Source organism: Yoonia sp. (genome assembly GCF_036007805.1).
GTDB lineage: Bacteria > Pseudomonadota > Alphaproteobacteria > Rhodobacterales > Rhodobacteraceae > Yoonia.
This window is the reverse complement of record NZ_DASYOK010000050.1, coordinates 1-16419: the sequence shown is the minus strand read 5'-3', so window position 1 is coordinate 16419 and position 16419 is coordinate 1. Positions and strand designations below refer to the sequence as shown.

Here is a 16419-nt window from a genome sequence, read left to right as displayed (position 1 = left end):
TATCATGCGTCCGGGTCGAATTGCTCGATCACGTCCACCTGAATGTTGGTTTGCACAGGGCCTGTCCATTGGCTCGTGCGCCAGATGCGGCCGGTATCTGCATCAAGATAGTGGACGTTGTTGAAATCCTCTCCAGCCTGCGTGGTGCAGATCTCGACAACTTCCACCACCTGCCGCGTGGCCTCTGCCACCTCGATGGCAAGACTACGCCCCACCTGATTGCGGCAGGTCGCTGTAATCTGTGCAAATTCCGTACCACGCTGCGCGATGTAGTAGGTGCGTGTCACCTCAGCAGGCCATGCCCCCGCGCGCGTCTCTCGCACAAGCGGATCATCACTCTGTGTCGTCACCGCCTGCAGGTTGGTACCAAACCCAAGGGTGGCAAATACCAACCCGCCCTCAAGCGTGATGCCACGGTTATCGTTCGCGTTATAGATAATCCGCCCGTCCCGCATCTGGATCGCAACCCCGACCGACCCCAACCCGATTGTCGGACTTAACACCAGCACAGCCGCAAGATCGGCCGCTTCGATGGCGGCACGATTGACGCGCGGCACCCGCATTTCAACCTCGGGGTTGGGGTTTAGGATTGCATCACGCATCTGCCCCAAGGTTCCAAGACAGCCCGAGAGCGAGACAATCAGACCTGCGAAAACAACACCTTTGATCAATTCCAGAACTCCCCAAAGCCGTCTTCGATGCGTCTTTTGTCCGACGCGCGCAGTTCATCATAAAGCAGTCCGGTGCCGGACACGCGCGACCCGAAATCCCCCGATTGACCACCCACAAACAGATTGGTCGCCCCGACACCGCCCTCAACCGACGTCCAGGACAGCGGAATGGAGACCTCGGCACCGAATTTCAGCGGTGCTGTTTTCTCTTCGCTCCATGTCGTCGATGCGGCGATCCGCCAGCCGTTGCGGTAATTGCGGCCAATGGTCAGGCCGACCGCAAAATCATCGGCCAGATGCTGGCCCGCGTCGAGGATGACGAAATTGCCGTTTGTGCCGACATTGGCATAAAGGCTGCCAATCAGCGTCGAGGCATCCGCATCTTCAAACCCGAACCAGCCTTGGTAGGCGCGTTTTTGCACGTAGGTTGCTTCAAGCCCCAAGGCAAAGTTCTGTTCGGGATCACGCCAGATCACCTCGCCGCTCACACCGCCATAGGCGCGTTCAAACAACCCCGCAGACACCCTGCTGTAAAGCTCCGGGGTGATCCGGAAACGGTGCCGGACAGACAGCGATTGCAGGTATACGATGTCAGGTGCGTAGGACGTAAAGTCGGACCGCGGTTGCGGCTCGGCGGGCGGATCTTGCTGCGTCCATTGGTTCAGGAAGCGGTAGCCGACAGAAGCCGCAGCGAATGTCTGTGGTGAAAACGTATAGCGGGCATTTGCGTTGAGCGTACCGGTCAGTTCCAGCGTATCCGACGTAATAAAATCGGCGCGGAACGATGGCGCAATGCCATAGGTGAAGCGCGGCTCAAAACGATCCGCGATCAGTCCCTCGGGCCGATTGCGCGGGCTTGCCTCAAACGACGTCGCGTCCCATGCCAATTCTGCGGCATTGGGCGCACCAACCGCCCGATCAAGCCCTGCCCGATCCAGCACCGCGACATTGCTGTCAAAGGCGCCTGTGTTCTGTGTCACACGGAATGTCGTGATGTTGGCAGGTGCGATTGCCGAAAGGATACGCGCAATCCGGCCTGCTGTACGCGCAAAGACAACATCCTTGGCGGATGACGCCGTCACATCAATCGTGTCGCCCTCCATCGCAAAGCGGCTGATGCGGATGTCTTCTTTCTCGGCGCGCTCGTTCAAGAGCGCCAAGACCTGCGCGGCGGTCGGTTGTAGCTGGCTGGCGCGCGCGGGCGTGTTCGGGACGTAAGGATGCGGACCCCGCCCTATATTCTCCTGCGCCAGAGACTGCGCGGGGTTTGCCGCGAACTGCAACCGCAGGCCCGCGTTGCCCTGATTGTTCACCAGACCAGTGACGGTCAAACCATCCAGAAGCTCATAAGACAGGCTGGCTGCAAAGGTTTCATCGGCCTCTGCACCCTCAATACCGCTATATTCCGCCGCAGCCACAAGGCCGGCCACGCCGGTATCCCAGACGATGTTTGCGAAAGGCGCGGCATCGCCCTCAAACAGGTGATCCGTGCGGATGACCCCGTCATCGGTGCCGCGATCTTCCGGTACAGCAAGTGCGTAACGCCCCCACCCCAAGCCTACGGAAGCCGAAAACGCGCCAAAGGTCTTGCTGGCCAGCACGTACTCACCTGACCCCCGATCATCGCTGCCGAAACCCACGATCCCGACGGTCAGACCGGGGGTGTACGTGCCCTCTTTCAACAACCGCAGACCAAAGCTCAGCTCATTACCGCTCGAACTGCCTGCATCGTCATCATAGGTCGGAAAGCTGATCCCGATTTCGAGCCAGTCGCTTGGCTGTAGCCCGAATGACAACGCACGGTAGTCGTCACGGAAATCAAAATGAATAACGAAACTATCGGCAACGCCACTGGCGGCGCGGGGGGTATCAATGGCTTGCGACAGCCCGCCGATGCCTTCTGCCGCAGCGCCTGCGGCAAGCAGGGATGACAGAACCAACGAAAGGGCGATCCCGTGGGGTTTATGGCTCATGTGGTTCTTTCAACCCTTCGGTAACTGATCCGCAACATTCAGGGCAACCTAGCCAAGGACCGAGGGCAATGTCGAGCCATTTGCCCGGTTTGTGCAGAGGTCCTGAAAAATATTGTTCTGCATTTACGTGAAATTAAGCCAGCCACCGTCATACGCATTCTGGGCAACAACAGCGACTTTGGCACTTTGAAAAGGAGTAGTCCCAGAATGACTGACGACACGGCAAGTTTTGAACTTCCCAAGATCATGAAGGTTGAGGATTGTGAAACCTTGCATGGGTTTCTGGCCAGCGCCCAAAGCAAGCACATCGCGTTTGATTGTTCATCCGTCGAAAGACTAAGTGGTTTATCGGCGCAAATGCTGGTAATGGCGGCAACCGTGTGGCGCAGCCAGTCGCTTGAAGTCACATTTGCCAGTCCGTCGGATGGCTTTGCACAAAGCCTCGCCATCCTTGGCCTGAGTGATCTGCTTCTGCCGCATCAGGTGGCAGCATGAGCGCACATATCCTTGCCATTGACGATTCGCGCACGATCCGTGCCTTGCTGACCGCAACGCTGGAAAAAGCGGGCTTTGCCGTGACCACCGCGGTGGACGGAGTGGACGGTGTCGAAAAATTCCAGAGCGCCAACGCCGATCTGGTGATTACGGATGTGAATATGCCGAACAAGGACGGCTTTGGCGTGATCGAGGATATCCGCCAAGGGGCCGTGAATCGCGCCGTTCCGGTCCTTGTTCTCACCACCGAAAGCGGCGCTGCTCTCAAAGAGCGCGCGCGCAAGGCAGGGGCGACAGGCTGGATTGTAAAGCCTTTTGACGACGATGCCCTGGTATCCGTCATCAAGCGGCTGACGGGGACCTGAACCATGACAGACAGTGCAATTCTTGACGCCTTTTTTGAGGAATGTGAGGACCTTCTGGTCGCCCTCTCGGACGGCCTGGAAGACATGCGGGACGGCAAGGCGGACAATGAAACCGTGAATGCGGTGTTTCGTTCCGTCCACTCGATCAAAGGTGCGGCTGGTGCCTTCTCGCTCGAAGATCTGGTGGGCTTTGCTCATATTTTTGAGACGGTTCTGGATGAGGTGCGCGCCGGCAAGCTGAGCACAGATGATACACTCTTGCGGGTGCTGCAACGCGCGGGTGATATTCTCGCTGATCTGGTCGATGCCGCCCGTGACGGGCTTCCGGCCGATGCCGAGCAGGTGGATCCGGTTGTCACAGAGCTGCAATCTTTTTTGGGCGCTGACAGCCTTGTCGAAGAGGAGTTCGTGTTCGAAGCCCTCACTTTGGCCTTGGACAGTGCCCCGACCACAGCCACCTATCAGGTGCAATTCCGGCCCAGTCGCGAATTTTATGCAACAGGCAACGATCCAGCTCTGATGATTGCAGCCTTGCAGGACTTGGGACCCTGTTCGGTGCGCGCCCTGATCGGGGATCTTCCTGAGGATTTTGCCGATTTCCAATGGGATGAAGGTTATCTGACCTGGCTGGTTGATGTGGCGGATCAGCAGAATGATCTGGCCGCCAGAGAGGTCTTCCAATTCGTTGACGACCTCTGCGATCTGCATATCACAGAGCAATTTGATGACGAGACAGACCCATTGGCCGAAGAAATTGCGCCCGTGATCGTCCCCGCTCCGGAAACCGAACGGCAAACACAGCAAACCGCACAAGAGCCCGCAGCAGAGATCTGCGATGTGGAGGACACGCTGGTGAAGGCTGACAAACCAGCCAAGCGGCCTGCGAGCACCTTGCGCGTTGATCCCGAACGAGTTGACCGGTTGATCAATGCGGTTGGTGAGTTGATTATCAATCAATCCGTGATTTCACAGCGGATCGATGAAGCAGGTCTGCCCAATAGTGCGGAACTGCACGGCGATCTTGACGACTACAAACTCCTCGCCCGCGAAATCCAGGAGGGCGTAATGGCGATCCGCGCCCAGCCTGTAAAACCGCTGTTTCAACGGATGTTGCGCATCGCACGCGAAGCGGCCGATGCGACAGGCAAAGACGTCAACCTCGTGACGGAAGGCGACGGGACCGAGGTGGATAAGATCGTTGTCGAACGACTGGCTGATCCGCTCACCCATATGATCCGCAACGCCATTGATCACGGCATTGAAAAACCGCAAGATCGGATCAGTGCTGGAAAACTCGCGACCGGCACGTTGCGCCTGACGGCCAGCCAGAGATCCGGCAGTATCGTGATCGAGATTATTGATGACGGGGCAGGCCTTAATCGCAAGCGCATCAAAGAGATTGCGATCAGCAAGGGGCTTATTTCTGCAGATATGCAGCTCACCGAACAAGAGATTGACCATCTGTTGTTCGCGCCAGGGTTCTCGACTGCGGCCGAGGTGACCAATCTATCGGGTCGCGGTGTGGGCATGGACGTGGTGAAAACGGCGATCACCGCCTTGGGTGGCCGGATTGCAATCAGCAGCATCACCGGCCAAGGAACCACATTTTCGATCACCTTGCCGCTCACGCTCGCGGTTATGGACGGGATGATCATTAACGTGGGTGGTCAGACAATGGTGGTGCCAATTTCCAGCATCCTCGAAACCATCCGCCCAACCAAAACAGATCTTTCGCGAATTGGCCTGCATAGCCAGTTGCTCCGCATCCGGGGCGATTATGTTCCGATTATTGATCTGGCAGATCGGCTTGGGGTGCGATCATCGTCAGAAACCATGACCGATCGGGTACTGCTGCTCATACAAACGGAATCAGTGACACAATGCGCCTTGGCCGTCGATGATATTTTCGACCAGCGCCAGGTTGTCGTGAAAAGCATGCAAGGCAGCTACGGAGAAATCGCTGGCATTTCGGGGGCCACGATATTGGGCGATGGCAAGATCGCCCTGATCATCGACCCCGACGCCATTGCCGCAGCGCCTACCACCGAATTGAAGATGCAAATCCAAGCCCAAAGAGAGGTCGCACATGCAGCAACATGAAGATCCCAAAGCCGCAAAACAGATAGAATTTGTGACGCTGGTTGCAGGCGGGCAAAGCTTTTGTATCGAAATCACACAAATTCGCGAAATCCGGCGTTGGACGCCGGTTACCCTATTGCCGCATTCACCACCCTATGTTCTCGGTGTGATCAACTTGCGTGGTGCCGTCATTCCGATCCTTGACCTTGCGGCCAAGCTTGGCTTTCGAGCAATCGAGCCGACCGAGCGTCACGTTATTATCATCATCTCGGTCGAAGAACGCATCGTCGGCCTGCTGGTCGAGTCTGTCTCAGAAATTTTGGGGGTCAGCTCAGACATGGTGCGCGAAACGCCTCGCACAGAAGAAGATGAATCCACCCGCGCGATTAACGGGATCATCCCGACGGGAGACGATATGATCAAAATTCTCAGCCTTGAGGCACTCTTGCCCGCAAAACTCGCGACGGCCGCATAATGGCGTATAATCAGCCCTCGCTTGCAGAAACATCCAACGAATTCACGTTCTCGGATCATGATTTTCAGATGATCTCAGAACTCGCGAACGCACGCTACGGCCTGTTCTTGCAGCCATCCAAAAAGGCGCTTGTTCACTCGCGCCTTGCAAAACGCTTGCGTATCCTCAAACTCGCCAGTTTCGAGGACTATTGCAACCTCCTCAACAAAACTGAGGGCGATGCGGAGCGCATGCATCTGCTATCGGCACTGACCACAAACGTGACCCACTTTTTTCGCGAAATGCATCATTTTGATTTTCTCAAAGACGTTTTGATGCCGCAATTGATTGAGAAGTCCCAGGCGGGCCATCCTGTGCGGCTTTGGTCTTCGGCCTGTTCCACTGGACAAGAGGCATATTCGATTGCAGCGGCACTTGTCGCCGCCGCCCCTAAACTGTCGCAATATGATATCAAGATTCTTGCCACAGATATCGACCCACAAGTGGTGCAGACCGCAAAGCGCGCAATCTATCCAGACGAGCAGATAGCGACAATCCCGCCCTTTTGGCGCGACCTGCTAACTGGCTCCAGGCGACCGCAATCCGGCGAATTCAGAATTGACCCGGCGTTGCAAAAGCTCATCTCCTTTGGCGAACTCAATTTGATTGCTGACTGGCCGATGAAGGGCAGATTTGATGTCATATTTTGCCGAAACGCAGCAATATACTTTGATAAAGGCACGCAAGCACGCCTTTGGGGGCGTTTCGCCGATGTGATGCTTGATGGGGGGCATCTGATGATTGGTCACTCAGAACGGCTGAGCGGCCCAGCGCAGTCAGCTTTCAAAAGCGTCGGCATTACGACGTACCAAAAACTGACAGGGCCGTTCGCCCCTGTAAACGTATCGGATAAAGGAGACAGAAATTGAGCCTGAAAGACTCCTTGCGGGTGATGATCGTTGACGACATGGGCGTCAGCCGCGGCCTTTTGGTACAAGCAATCGAAGAGATGGGTATCTGGAAAAATCAGGCCGAGAACGATGGGCGCGCAGCACTTCAAAAGCTGATCGCTGATCCGGTGCACCTTGTCCTATCGGATTACAATATGCCCGGTATGGACGGGCTACAGCTTTTGCAGGCGCTGCGCCAAAACAGATCAACGGCGCGGATCGGCTTTATTCTGGTAACAGGCAACCCGACCCCAGATCTTGTAAGTAAGGGCAAAGCGCTTGGCCTGAACAATATCATAAAAAAACCCTTCACAACGGCGAATATGAAACAATGCATCGAAAGCGTGGTGGGTCGATTATGAGCATCCTACCGCGTGATTGCCAGAATGCAGAGGTGCCGCTGAGCCGGGTCTTGCAGCAAACGGGGACCTGTCTGACACAGCTAAGCGGGAAAATTCTTGCTATGGAACATGAAATTTGGGGAGCGCAGACTCCGATTGGCGAACCTGCGGTGCAGGCCAATGCATTGCAGGCTCTCGATTTTTTGAAACAGGCCACCGATGACCTGGCAGCGTTGCTTGAAAGGTTGGGGGATTCTGTCCCGCCTGCGCTGAGTGTAAGCGAATTTGATGTCATCGCCCCCATGAAGCTCGAAACTTTGCGCCAAATAGTGAGCACCAATGCAAATACCCTGAAAACATCCTACCAACGCACGAAACACGAGGAGGTGGAATTGTTCTAATATCTTCGCAGTGACGCCAAGCCTGCTCTTTGTTGCACTTTCGGCGTTCTGCTTTCCATAACCATCACGACGCACGACATGAACACTACAGTTCGTGCATCGTTTGACCGCACTCCTAAGCCAGTCGACCTCAGTCTTTTGGAACGACCGTCTATCACCCTGTCCGGACCACACATGAAATTACTGATTGCACATCAATCTCAACTCTCTTTGGCGCGTGTCCGGCGTGCCATAACTGCTGCGCATCCCGAGGCCCAGTTTCTGACGGCCACGTCGCTGACCGACGCCTACAATTTGTCAGAACACCATGAACCTAACTGCGTCTTCATCTCCGAAACACTGGCCAATCTTCCGGAATGCGAGCTGCTCCTATCATTACTTGGCATCCTCAAGATTACTTGCGTCATCTTAACTGAAGGCAGCACCAAAGCTGACGATCATGCATTTCCAGCAGCCACTCCAAAAGTACCGGAAGCAGATTTAGAACTGCATATTGGCAAGATAGTCCAGGCTGCGGGCCAAACCGTTCCCGCAGCACAGGTTGACCAGAAAAGGGAAAGCACCGTCACCGAATATGATCCGAACAGGTTTATCCTTATCGGCGCATCGACCGGCGGGATTGATGCGTTGATCACCATCGTCCAGCACTTCGCAGAAAACTGTCCACCAGTCTTGATTGTACAGCATACCGGCGGCAGCTTTGCCAAAAGCCTGATCCGCCTGTTGAATAGTGCATGCCGCGCCACTGTGACACCTGCCGAGGAAGGGATCGCCGCCAGAACGGGGCATATCTATCTGGCACCTGATGACAGATTCCACCTCACGCTTGCCCAGCGCAGGAGCCCATATATTCACCTTCAGTCCGGCGGTTTGATATCGGGGCATCGGCCTTCGATTGACGCGCTGTTCATGTCGGCCTTGCCAATGGCCCCGCATGTCACTGCCGCCCTTCTCACTGGGATGGGGAAAGATGGTGCTGCGGGTCTGACCGAATTGCGCAGGGCCGGTGCGCAAACGATCGGGCAAGATCAGCGGACGAGTGTTGTCTACGGAATGCCGCGCGTTGCGATGGAAATGGGTGGAGTAGGTCAGCAACTCCCACTCGGTGCGATCGGGCCGGCGCTGCTGGCTGCATCTGCAACAAAGGTGCGCGCATGAACTCCACACAAAAACTGATCACGATCATTCAAGGCGACTATGCCGTTTCCAGCGATCCAGCCGTTGTCATGTCAACGGTGCTGGGGTCTTGTGTTGCGGTTTGTCTGTATGACGCACGGGCCGGTGTGGGCGGTATGAACCACTTTTTACTGGCCGGAACCGGTGCTGCGCGCGGGAATGATCTGCGCTACGGCGTCAATGCCATGGAGCTTTTAATCAATGAACTGCTGCGTGCCGGTGCGGACCGCCATAAACTGACGGCGAAACTCTTTGGTGGCGCGCGCATGACGGACCATTCCCGCGACATCGGTCAATCCAATGCGCAGTTTGCGTCTGATTTCCTGACACAAGAGGGAATCCCCTGCCTATCCCAGAGCCTTGGCGGTGATCAGGCGCGCCGCGTGCAGTTTACTCCGGCTACTGGTGCTGCACGCCAATTGCAAATTGCAGGTGTCGCGCCCGAGATCATTCCCGAAAAGCCGGCGCCACCGCCTCCACCGGACATTACGCTCTTCTAGTGTCAGCTGGCTTGTTCACCGATCGCCTGCAGGCGTTTCAGCAAAGATGAGGTATCCCAGCGCCCACCGCCCAGTTTTTGCACGTCCTTATAGAATTGATCGACAAGTGCGGTCACCGGAAGACTTGCCCCGTTTTCATCAGCGGCATCAAGGCAGATCCCCAGATCCTTGCGCATCCAATCCACCGCAAACCCGTGATCCCATTTATCGCCCAGCATCGTTTGATAGCGGTTCGACATCTGCCAACTGCCTGCAGCACCTTGGCTGATCACTTCGACGACGGCCTCACCATCAAGGCCTGCTTTCTGCGCAAAGTGAAGCGCCTCGGACAGACCCTGCACCAACCCTGCAATCGCAATCTGGTTGCACATCTTCGTCATTTGTCCGGCACCGCTGTCTCCGATCCGGCGGCAAAGCTTGGCATAGGCACCAATCACAGCCTCGGCGCTGGCATAGCTTTCTTCGGCGCCGCCACACATGACCGAAAGCGCGCCGTTTTCGGCACCCGCCTGCCCGCCCGATACGGGTGCATCGACAAAGGCGATGCCTTTTTCGGCCGCCAGATCATGCAACTCGCGCGTGACGGCCGCAGAAACTGTCGTGTGGTCGACAAAAATCGCACCCTCCGGCATGGCCGCAAAGGCCCCGTCCTCGCCCAAACATACCGAGCGCAGGTCATCATCGTTGCCCACGCATGCCATGACCAACACGGCACCTTCCGCTGCGGCGCGCGGCGTTTCAGCCATTGCGCCACCATGCTGTGCCACCCATTTTTCTGCCTTGGCCGCTGTGCGGTTATAAACCGTCACATCGTGACCCGCCGCCTGAAGGTGGCCGGCCATAGGATAGCCCATGACCCCGAGGCCCAAAAACGCAAGTTTCGTCATCACAGTTGTCCTTATAATTCGTGTGCTTCGGGCAATACTTAGCCCACCAGCTCCCAAGGTATAGTGTAGGCGTTCAACGCCTTGCCGATTTCTGCGTCAGACGCATCACCTGTCTTGACGATATGGGCAACCAAGCCACGCTTTTTATCTTCGCTGACGTCATGGACCTCTGCACCCACATCCTTGAGAGCGGCGTTGAAGACTCGGGCAATCGCCAATCTGCGCAGATCAGGCTTAAAGATTTTCCCGACCGCCGTTTTCGGCAACTCATCCAATATTCCCAGATACTTGGGATGCGCCGCACGTTCGTGCACATGTTCCTTGGCATAAGCCATCAGGTCTTCTTCTGTCACCTCTGCCCCAGCGACAAGTTCGACATAGACACAAGGTACTTCACCGGCGTGTTCATCGGGCTGACCAATGGCACCTGCAAAGGCCACGGCCTCATGCCCGGCCAAGGCTTCCTCGATCTCGGCGGGGTCGATGTTATGGCCGCCGCGGATGATCAGGTCTTTGGCGCGCCCTGTGATCCAGAGATAGCCGTCGCTGTCAAACCGTCCCAAGTCACCTGTCCGCAGATATTGCTGGTCGGATTTTTCGCCCGGATAGAAGAGGTTCTTGTTCTTGTCGGCGTCGGTATAGGTTTGCCCACCAAAGACCCCGGGGTTAGAAACACAGATTTCACCGATTTCATCCACGTCACGGATTTCGCCGTCGGCGGCGTTCACGATCTTGATGTCCGTGTAGGGGAAAGGCAAACCGATGGAGCCCACGCGTTTTTCACCTGCTGGCGGATTGATCGAGACAAGGCAGGTCGCCTCGGTCAACCCGTAGCCTTCGCAGATCGTGACACCTGCGGCCTTTTCAAAGCGGCGGTAAAGTTCGAGCGGCAGAGGCGCCGAGCCGCAAAAGGCCAGACGCAGTGTGGAAATATCCGCGTCGACCTTGCGCTGCATCAGTGCCGACATGGCCGTGGGTACGGTGATCATGAAGGTCACCTTGTGCTTTTCGATCAGCTTCCAGAAGTTATCGAACACGCCCTCCCCACGATACCCCTGCGGCGTGGGAAGTACGATTTGCGCACCGGACCCCAGCGAGGCCCCCAATGACACGATTGTCGCAAAGACATGAAACAGCGGGAGCGGGCAGATTTGGACGTCCTTTTCGGTAAAGAGCAAACGATCCCCGAGCCAAGCATTGTAGATGATACCGGAATAGCGGTGCTGCACGACCTTGGGCATGCCTGTCGTACCGCCGGTGTGGAAATAGGCGGCGACCCTGTCGGTCTTGCTATCCTCGAAATTCAAAGTCTTGGGGAGTTTGTTCATCTCGGCGTTGAAATCAAGCACCGTGGCCTTGTGGGCCACCGGGTTCTTGGGGCGGATCAGCGGTACGATCAGACGCTTCAGCCCTGTCAGATAACGGTGCAGGTCGACTTCCAGCACATGGGTGATATTGGGGGCCAGGCGTACAGCCTCGGCGGCCTTTTGGGCGACATCGGTTTTCGGAAAGGCCTTCAGGGTGACCAGCACTTTGGCGTTGGTTTCCCGCAAGATGGCGGCGATTTGTTCGGCGTCAAGCAGGGGATTGATCGGGTTCACGATGCCCGCCACCTGCCCGCCCAGATATGTCAGGACGGTTTCGGTCGCATTGGGCATCAGATAGGCCACGACATCATCTTCGCCGACGCCCAGACTGCGGAACATATTGGCGGCTTGCGCCGTCTTGTCGCGCAACGTGTTCCAGTCGAGCGTTTCGCATTTCGCATCGGGGTCAGAGAACAGGCTGAAGGTGACGGCCTTTCTTGACCCATGTTTTGCGGCAGTCCGGCTGAGCAGTTCAAAGGTGGTCGTGGCCGTGTTGCGGGCCTCCCACGGCTTTTCGTTCTCGATGGCGTCCCGATCCGCGACAGTTGCAAAAGCCATGTCGTCTCCTCCCTGTTTTCTCTTCACGCAGCGCGACGCTGCCTCCCTGAGCAGACAGGGTGGTGAAAAACAAAAATAATCACAAGTCTGACGCTACGAAAAACGCGGCTATTCCGCCGCGACACCTTCTGTGAACTGCAACCGCGCCAGCCGCGCGTAGAGCCCGCCTTGGGCCACAAGCGCATCATGGGTGCCTTGGGCTGCGATTTTGCCGTCTTCCAGAACGATAATACGGTCGGCCTTTTTGACAGTGGCGAGCCTATGCGCGACAATCAATGTCGTACGGGTCCGCGCCAGTTCCTCGACAGCGCGCTGCACAGCATATTCGCTTTCGGCATCCAGCGCGCTCGTGGCCTCGTCCAAGAGCAGGATCGGCGCATCGCGCAGAATGGCGCGGGCAATCGCGATCCGCTGTTTCTGCCCGCCCGAGAGCATCACGCCGCGTTCGCCGACGTAGCTTTCAAAACCGTCAGGCAGGGCTTTGAGGAAGTCATAGGCGGCGGCGGCCTTTGCGGCCTCTTCAACTTCGGCGTCGGTCGCCGTGGGCCTGCCAAAGCGGATATTTTCGCGCGCTGTATCTGCAAAGATAACAGGATCTTGCGGGACAAGCGCGATGTGCTGGCGGAACTCGGACCGCATCAGATCACGCAGATCCATGCCATCAATTTTGACAGCACCGGACTGCGGGTCATAGAACCGCTGCACCATCTGAATGATTGTGCTTTTGCCCGCACCCGACGGACCGACAAGTGCAACGGTCTCACCCGCCTTGATCTCAAGATTGATGCCATCAAGGGCAGAAACCTGCGGCCGGGACGGATAGTGGAACTGCACGTTCTCGAATTGCAGCGTGCCTTTGACGGGCTGGTGCAATGTCTTGGGCTCTGCGGGATCCTGCACGGTATCTTCGGCGGTCAGAAGCTCGACCAGACGTTCCGTGGCACCAGCGGCGCGTTGCAATTCACCCCAGACCTCGGACAAGGCCGCGACAGCGCCGCCGACCATGATGGTGTAGATCATGAACTGCACCAACCCGCCTTCGGTGATTTCGCCAGCGACCACGTCTTGCGAACCCATTTGCAAAAACAGCACGATCGCGGCGAAGACCATGAAGATCACAATGGCCGTCAGCGCCGCGCGCGTCATGATCCGGCGGCGGGCAGAGCGGTAGCTTTGCTCGGTCACTTCGTCGAATTTGGCGCGGCTGAGTTCTTCGTGTGTAAAGGCCTGCACGGTTTGTGCAGACAAGAGCTGTTCGGACGCATCGCCACTGGATTCAGCAATCAGATCCTGGTTTTCCTTGGACAGGCTGCGCACACGGCGCCCCAGGAACAGGATCGGGAACAGGACCACGGGGATCGGCCAAAGCACCATCACGCTCATCTTGACAGAGGTCAGCAGCATCAGGATCACGCCACCGATGAAGATCAGGATGTTGCGCAATGCGATCGAAACCGAGCTGCCGATGACCGAAAGGATCAATGTGGTGTCTGTGGTAATCCGGCTAAGCACCTCGCCTGTCATGATTTTTTCGTAAAAGGCAGGGCTCATGCTGATCATGCGGTTGAACACGGCCTTGCGAATATCTGCCACAACCCGTTCACCTAGCCGCGTGACTAAGTAATAGCGCAGCGCTGTCCCGAAGGCGAGCAGCACCGCGATGATGAGCATCGTCACAAAATGCTGGCTGATCTCACCGCTGGCCAGCCCGAAGGTATCGACAACCTGCCCCGCCGCGATTGGCAAGCTCAGCGCGACCATGGCCGTAAAGACAAGCGCAAAGCCTGCCGCGATCATGTTGTAGCGATATGTTCTCATGAAAGGCCAAAGGGCTTTGAGCGCGCTGACACGTTTGCCGACGGGCCGATCTTCGGCGGTGGATTTTTGGGTCTCAGCCATGCACTGTCCTCAGGTTATGGGGATGACATAAAACTGAACCAACCGTTTCACAAGGCAACCCTGCGCATCTGCGATATTTTGGTTCTCAGGAAGGGGTTGGAGCGGGCGGCGGGAATCGAACCCGCGTCTCTTGCTTGGAAGGCAAGGGTCTTACCATTACACAACGCCCGCGTACAGCTAGGCATCTATTGCACCGCGTAATTGAGGTCAAGATGCGCAGGTCTCGCGCGCGCGTAATTTCAGGACCAAACCCAACTGTCGACGGATAGCGCCATTTTGCGCCCCTGACCGCGCCAACAATTTGACTCGGCGTTAGGGCCACTCTGGTGTTAGCGTCTGGAGAGTTGCAGTCGCTGTGCGCACCGCCGCTCTTAAGAAATAACCGAAAGAGGCAAAACGAGACATTCATTTCAAACTGGGAGGAACGATATGAACCTGAGACCTGACCCGACATTCCACGCATCACCCAAACTGGCGATGGAAGCCCCGATCGAGAATTATGCCTTTACCGTCATGCTGAGCCCTGATGGATCGCAGTCTGATGGTATCGCGGTCGTAGACCTCAAACAAGGTTCGGAGACCTATGGCCAGATTGTCCATCAGGTGATTGTTCCCAACAAAGGCGACGAATTTCACCACTTTGGCTGGAACGCCTGTTCGTCCTCGCTCTCGCCACTATCAGGGCACGCCTTTCTCGAACGCCGGTACCTGATCGTCCCGGGTATCCGCTCTTCGCGTATTTACGTGATCGACGTCAAAGAGCCCCTGAAGGCTCATATCCACAAGACAATCGAGCCAGAGGAACTCTTTGCCAAGACCGGCTATTCGCGGCCGCATACGATCCATTGCGGACCGGAAGGCATCTATGTGTCCTGCCTTGGCGGCGCTGGTAAAGACGGCACCGACGGACCGCCGGGTATCTTTATTATGGACTGCGAAACCTTTGAGATCATCGGTCAATACGAGATGGATCGCGGCAAGCAGGACAAGCACTATGATTTTTGGTGGAACCTGCCGCAGGACTATATGGTCAGTTCGGAATGGGGTCTGCCGCCACAGTTCGAGAACGGCATCGTACCCGAGGATCTCTTATCCAACAAATACGGTCACTCGATCCATTTTTGGGACCTGCGGGCGCGCAAGAATATTCAGACAATCGACTTTGGCGAAAACTACCAGATGGCTCTGGAAATCCGGCCGGCACATGACCCGACCAAATCTTATGGGTTCTGCGGCGTTGTCGTTGATACCACCAACCTGCAGGGCGCTATCTTTACATGGTGGCGCGACGATGACGGTGTCTGGCAGGCCAAGAAGACGATCACGATTGACCCTCGCCCCGAAGATCCGGCCAACCTGCCGCCACTTTTGCAGGGCTTTGGCGCGGTACCGCCCCTTGTCACTGACATCGACCTGAGCCTTGATGACAAGTATCTCTATGTCGCGTGTTGGGGCATGGGCGAGATGCACCAATATGACGTCTCGGACCCAATGAACCCCGTCTTGGCGGGCAAGGTCGAACTTGGCGGGATCGCCAAGGGTCACAAGCACCCCAACGGCAAAGGTTTTGCCTTTGGCCCGCAAATGGTCGAGATCAGCCGTGACGGCAAACGCGTCTATTGGACAAACTCGCTTTATTCGACATGGGACGATCAGTTCTACCCGGATGATGAAGGCGGGCAGATGGTCATGGCCGACGTAGGCGAAAACGGCGGTCTGACGTTGAACAAGGATTTCTACATCGATTTCCCCAAGGGCTTGCGCGCGCACCAGATACGGCTTGAGGGCGGAGACTGCTCGACAGATAGTTTCTGCTATCCTTCCGTCTAAGTGCTGGGTGAAATGACATCGGTGGCGGCCCTTTGGGGGGCCGTCATTGTGTCTGGTCTATACCACGGGATCAATCCCGGAATGGGCTGGCCACTCGCCGTCTCTGCCGCCCTGATGGAGCGACGGCACAAGGCCATGCCAAAGGCGCTGGCGATGCTTGCCTTGGGTCATTTTCTGGCGATGATCGGGATTTTGCTGCCTTTTTCCATGATGATCGTCCTGATCCAGTGGGAAGTCGAAATTCGCATTGGCGCGGGTCTGCTGGTGATCGCAATGGGGTGTTACCTGCTGATCAATCGCAGACATCCGAAAATTCTCGCACGGGTGCATCCTGCGCGGCTTGCGCTTTGGTCATTCCTTGCTGCGATGGCGCATGGTGCGGGGCTGATGCTTGTGCCGATCTATCTGGGCATTTGCGCGGTTGGTCAGGACGAAACGGGGCACCTTGCAGCACAAAATCTGATGGGGAATAA

At 56.6% G+C, this 16419-nt stretch carries 16 protein-coding genes and 1 tRNA gene; 11 read left to right on the top strand and 6 right to left on the bottom strand.

Annotation, left to right across the window (positions count from 1 at the left end; translation table 11 throughout):
• Window positions 1-2: 2 nt before the first annotated feature.
• Window positions 3-671, bottom strand: coding sequence for a YjbF family lipoprotein (locus VGP75_RS02965; protein ID WP_327542233.1), 669 nt, complete (start codon window positions 669-671; stop codon window positions 3-5).
• Window positions 668-2644, bottom strand: coding sequence for a YjbH domain-containing protein (locus tag VGP75_RS02960; protein WP_327542232.1), 1977 nt, complete (start codon window positions 2642-2644; stop codon window positions 668-670). The genes VGP75_RS02965 and VGP75_RS02960 overlap by 4 nt, the downstream gene beginning before the upstream one ends.
• Before the next feature lie 207 nt (window positions 2645-2851).
• Between VGP75_RS02960 and VGP75_RS02955 the strand changes: the two genes are divergently transcribed.
• The 9 genes from VGP75_RS02955 (at window position 2852) to VGP75_RS02915 (ending at window position 9405) form a co-directional block, all read left to right on the top strand.
• On the top strand, window positions 2852-3139 hold the full coding sequence (locus VGP75_RS02955) for an STAS domain-containing protein (protein ID WP_327542231.1): 288 nt from the start codon (window positions 2852-2854) through the stop codon (window positions 3137-3139).
• Window positions 3136-3504: a response regulator gene (locus VGP75_RS02950; protein ID WP_327542230.1), complete on the top strand. Its 369-nt coding sequence runs from the start codon at window positions 3136-3138 to the stop codon at window positions 3502-3504. The genes VGP75_RS02955 and VGP75_RS02950 overlap by 4 nt, the downstream gene beginning before the upstream one ends.
• A gap of 3 nt (window positions 3505-3507) precedes the next feature.
• Window positions 3508-5604 (top strand): chemotaxis protein CheA, encoded by a 2097-nt coding sequence (locus tag VGP75_RS02945; RefSeq protein ID WP_327542229.1) that lies wholly within the window; start codon window positions 3508-3510, stop codon window positions 5602-5604.
• Window positions 5591-6058 (top strand): chemotaxis protein CheW, encoded by a 468-nt coding sequence (locus VGP75_RS02940; protein ID WP_327542228.1) that lies wholly within the window; start codon window positions 5591-5593, stop codon window positions 6056-6058. Before VGP75_RS02945 ends, VGP75_RS02940 begins: the two co-directional genes overlap by 14 nt.
• Window positions 6058-6966: a CheR family methyltransferase gene (locus tag VGP75_RS02935; RefSeq protein WP_327542227.1), complete on the top strand. Its 909-nt coding sequence runs from the start codon at window positions 6058-6060 to the stop codon at window positions 6964-6966. Before VGP75_RS02940 ends, VGP75_RS02935 begins: the two co-directional genes overlap by 1 nt.
• Entirely contained in the window at window positions 6963-7349 is a 387-nt protein-coding gene (locus tag VGP75_RS02930) for a response regulator (RefSeq protein WP_327542226.1), read from the top strand. The genes VGP75_RS02935 and VGP75_RS02930 overlap by 4 nt, the downstream gene beginning before the upstream one ends.
• On the top strand, window positions 7319-7729 hold the full coding sequence (locus VGP75_RS02925; RefSeq protein ID WP_526025498.1) for a DUF8776 family protein: 411 nt from the start codon (window positions 7319-7321) through the stop codon (window positions 7727-7729). Before VGP75_RS02930 ends, VGP75_RS02925 begins: the two co-directional genes overlap by 31 nt.
• A 174-nt stretch (window positions 7730-7903) precedes the next feature.
• The gene (locus VGP75_RS02920) at window positions 7904-8887 is read left to right on the top strand and encodes a CheB methylesterase domain-containing protein (protein WP_327542224.1); all 984 of its coding nucleotides are present in this window, start codon (window positions 7904-7906) and stop codon (window positions 8885-8887) included.
• Window positions 8884-9405, top strand: a complete 522-nt coding sequence (locus tag VGP75_RS02915) for a chemotaxis protein CheD (protein ID WP_327542223.1) — start codon at window positions 8884-8886, stop codon at window positions 9403-9405. The genes VGP75_RS02920 and VGP75_RS02915 overlap by 4 nt, the downstream gene beginning before the upstream one ends.
• A 2-nt stretch (window positions 9406-9407) precedes the next feature.
• Here VGP75_RS02915 and VGP75_RS02910 read toward each other — a convergent pair whose 3' ends face one another.
• The 4 genes from VGP75_RS02910 to VGP75_RS02895 all read right to left on the bottom strand — a co-directional run bounded on the left by VGP75_RS02910 (window position 9408) and on the right by VGP75_RS02895 (window position 14287).
• Window positions 9408-10307: an NAD(P)-dependent oxidoreductase gene (locus tag VGP75_RS02910; RefSeq protein ID WP_327542242.1), complete on the bottom strand. Its 900-nt coding sequence runs from the start codon at window positions 10305-10307 to the stop codon at window positions 9408-9410.
• A gap of 23 nt (window positions 10308-10330) precedes the next feature.
• Window positions 10331-12217 carry an acyl-CoA synthetase gene (locus VGP75_RS02905; RefSeq protein WP_327542222.1) on the bottom strand — a complete coding sequence of 629 codons (1887 nt, stop codon included), beginning with the start codon at window positions 12215-12217 and terminating at the stop codon, window positions 10331-10333.
• A gap of 108 nt (window positions 12218-12325) precedes the next feature.
• Window positions 12326-14116, bottom strand: a complete 1791-nt coding sequence (locus VGP75_RS02900; protein WP_327542221.1) for an ABC transporter transmembrane domain-containing protein — start codon at window positions 14114-14116, stop codon at window positions 12326-12328.
• A gap of 97 nt (window positions 14117-14213) precedes the next feature.
• Window positions 14214-14287, bottom strand: a tRNA-Gly gene (locus VGP75_RS02895).
• 258 nt (window positions 14288-14545) lie between these two features.
• On the opposite strand from VGP75_RS02895, the gene VGP75_RS02890 reads away from it, so the two are divergent.
• On the top strand, window positions 14546-15946 hold the full coding sequence (locus tag VGP75_RS02890) for a selenium-binding protein SBP56-related protein (RefSeq protein WP_327542220.1): 1401 nt from the start codon (window positions 14546-14548) through the stop codon (window positions 15944-15946).
• A gap of 12 nt (window positions 15947-15958) precedes the next feature.
• Window positions 15959-16419: hypothetical protein (locus VGP75_RS02885; RefSeq protein WP_327542219.1), on the top strand; the 461-nt coding region annotated here is incomplete at its 3' end.

Excerpts from the sequence above, each read along its gene's own strand:
- VGP75_RS02960 (WP_327542232.1), bottom strand. The coding sequence starts at position 2,644 with ATGAGCCATAAACCCCACGGGATCGCCCTTTCGTTGGTTCTGTCATCC.
- VGP75_RS02955 (WP_327542231.1), top strand. The coding sequence starts at position 2,852 with ATGACTGACGACACGGCAAGTTTTGAACTTCCCAAGATCATGAAGGTT.
- VGP75_RS02950 (WP_327542230.1), top strand. The coding sequence starts at position 3,136 with ATGAGCGCACATATCCTTGCCATTGACGATTCGCGCACGATCCGTGCC.
- VGP75_RS02945 (WP_327542229.1), top strand. The coding sequence starts at position 3,508 with ATGACAGACAGTGCAATTCTTGACGCCTTTTTTGAGGAATGTGAGGAC.
- VGP75_RS02940 (WP_327542228.1), top strand. The coding sequence starts at position 5,591 with ATGCAGCAACATGAAGATCCCAAAGCCGCAAAACAGATAGAATTTGTG.
- VGP75_RS02935 (WP_327542227.1), top strand. The coding sequence starts at position 6,058 with ATGGCGTATAATCAGCCCTCGCTTGCAGAAACATCCAACGAATTCACG.
- VGP75_RS02925 (WP_526025498.1), top strand. The coding sequence starts at position 7,319 with ATGCATCGAAAGCGTGGTGGGTCGATTATGAGCATCCTACCGCGTGAT.
- VGP75_RS02920 (WP_327542224.1), top strand. The coding sequence starts at position 7,904 with ATGAAATTACTGATTGCACATCAATCTCAACTCTCTTTGGCGCGTGTC.
- VGP75_RS02915 (WP_327542223.1), top strand. The coding sequence starts at position 8,884 with ATGAACTCCACACAAAAACTGATCACGATCATTCAAGGCGACTATGCC.
- VGP75_RS02905 (WP_327542222.1), bottom strand. The coding sequence starts at position 12,217 with ATGGCTTTTGCAACTGTCGCGGATCGGGACGCCATCGAGAACGAAAAG.
- VGP75_RS02900 (WP_327542221.1), bottom strand. The coding sequence starts at position 14,116 with ATGGCTGAGACCCAAAAATCCACCGCCGAAGATCGGCCCGTCGGCAAA.
- VGP75_RS02890 (WP_327542220.1), top strand. The coding sequence starts at position 14,546 with ATGAACCTGAGACCTGACCCGACATTCCACGCATCACCCAAACTGGCG.